We start from the raw sequence: 1996 nt of genomic DNA, 5'->3' as shown, positions 1-1996 counted from the left end.
CGCCTTAAGCACGGCGGCCAGCCGCTCGGCGGCCGCTACATCGAGCACCGTCCCGGTGATAGGGCGACAGCACGCCTGCAGGTCGGCGACAAGCAGCGAGCCCTCAGATTGCGCTGAAGACGCGATCGTCGTAGGCATAAGCCCGAGTATGACACACATTGACAACTGTCGATGGATAGTGCACTCTTGGTCCCATAGACGCCTGTCGATGAGAGGAGCATCAGGATGACCGACACCGAAAACGGCGAGCTGCGCGATCGGGTTCGCGCCAGCTACGGCGCGGCCGCCACCGCGATCAGCAGCGGTGCCACCAACAGCGAGGTGCTCACCGCGGCCAGCTGCTGCGGGTCGAGTGATTCGGCCGACATCGGCACCATTTTCGGTGCCAGTCTCTACGGTATCGATGAGCACTCCGAGCTGCCCGCCGAAGCCGTTGCGGCCAGCCTGGGATGCGGTAACCCGACCGCGGTCGCCGACCTGCACCCCGGCGAACGCGTCCTGGACCTGGGTTCTGGGGGCGGCATCGATGTGCTGCTTTCAGCACGCCGAGTCGGCCCGACCGGGTTCGCCTACGGCGTCGACATGACCGATGAGATGCTCGCCTTGGCTGAGGCGAACAAGGCCAAAGCCGGTGTCACCAACGTCGAATTCCGCAAAGGGACTATCGAGGACATCCCCCTTCCCGACGCAGCAGTCGATGTGGTGATCTCCAACTGCGTGATCAACCTGTCGGCCGACAAACCGGCCGTAATCGCTGAAATGTTTCGGGTCCTGGTGCCGGGCGGGCGGATCGGGATCTCCGACGTCGTCGCCGAGGACCACCTCACCCCAGCCGAACGGGCCGAACGCGGCTCTCACGTCGGCTGCATCGCCGGGGCCTTATCCAACCAGGAATACCTCGACGGCCTCGCCGACGCCGGATTCGTCGATGCGTCCGTGGCATTCACCCACGAAGTCGCCGACGGCATGCACGGCGCGATCATCCGCGCCACCAAACCCGCACCCATCGGCGGCTGAGCCACCGACCCTAAGGTCATTGGCATCACGCCGCTTGGAGTCGAGATTGCCAGCGGGCGGCCTGCTGCCCACTGCGTTGAGCCATTGACCCCGCCAGCACCTCGGGAGAGAACCTGTGAGCGACACCCTCGTATCGCCTGCCGCCCCGACGGTGGCCGGCAAGCTGTCCACCCTGGACCGGTTCTTGCCGGTATGGATCGGGGTGGCGATGGCGGCTGGCCTGCTGCTGGGCCGCTGGATCCCTGGGTTGAATACCGCGTTGGAAAGCGTTCAGGTGGACGGCATTTCGCTACCCATCGCGCTTGGCCTGCTGATCATGATGTATCCCGTGTTGACCAAGGTACGTTACGACCGCCTCGACACCGTCACCGCAGACCGCAAACTGCTCATCAGCTCACTGGTGCTGAACTGGGTGTTGGGCCCGGCGCTGATGTTCGCCCTGGCCTGGCTGCTGCTGCCAGATCTGCCCGAATACCGCACCGGGCTGATCATCGTCGGGCTGGCCCGCTGCATCGCCATGGTGATCATCTGGAACGACCTGGCGTGTGGAGACCGCGAAGCCGCCGCCGTGCTGGTCGCGCTCAACTCGATCTTCCAGGTACTCATGTTCGCCGTCCTGGGCTGGTTCTACCTGTCGGTGCTGCCGGGCTGGCTGGGCCTAGAACAGACCACCATCAGCACCTCGCCGTGGCAGATCGCCAAATCCGTACTGATCTTCCTCGGGATTCCACTGCTGGCTGGCTACCTGTCGCGGCGCATCGGCGAGAAAACTAAGGGACGCGACTGGTATGAGACCCGATATCTGCCCAAGGTGGGGCCCTGGGCGCTCTATGGGTTGCTGTTCACCATCGTGATTCTGTTTGCGCTGCAAGGCGATCAGATCACCAGCCGGCCGTGGGATGTCGCCCGCATCGCGGTGCCGTTGCTGGCCTACTTCGCGCTGATGTGGGGCGGGGGCTACCTGCTCGGAGCAGCTATG

The 1996-nt window shown here is 64.5% G+C and carries 2 protein-coding genes; both read left to right on the top strand.

Features of this window, described 5'->3' with window-relative positions; translation table 11 throughout:
* Window positions 1-225: 225 nt before the first annotated feature.
* Complete coding sequence (gene arsM, locus HMPREF0591_RS29635) at window positions 226-1017, top strand: arsenite methyltransferase (protein WP_007172569.1); 792 nt, start codon at window positions 226-228, stop codon at window positions 1015-1017.
* Between the two features lie 115 nt (window positions 1018-1132).
* Window positions 1133-1996, top strand: an 864-nt coding sequence (gene arsB / locus HMPREF0591_RS29630; RefSeq protein ID WP_007172568.1) for an ACR3 family arsenite efflux transporter, incomplete at its 3' end; no start/stop codon positions are given.

Origin of the sequence: Mycobacterium parascrofulaceum ATCC BAA-614 (genome assembly GCF_000164135.1) — a bacterium.
GTDB lineage: Bacteria > Actinomycetota > Actinomycetes > Mycobacteriales > Mycobacteriaceae > Mycobacterium > Mycobacterium parascrofulaceum.
The sequence above is the reverse complement of the archived record's forward strand: the minus strand, read 5'-3'. Positions and strand labels throughout refer to the sequence as shown.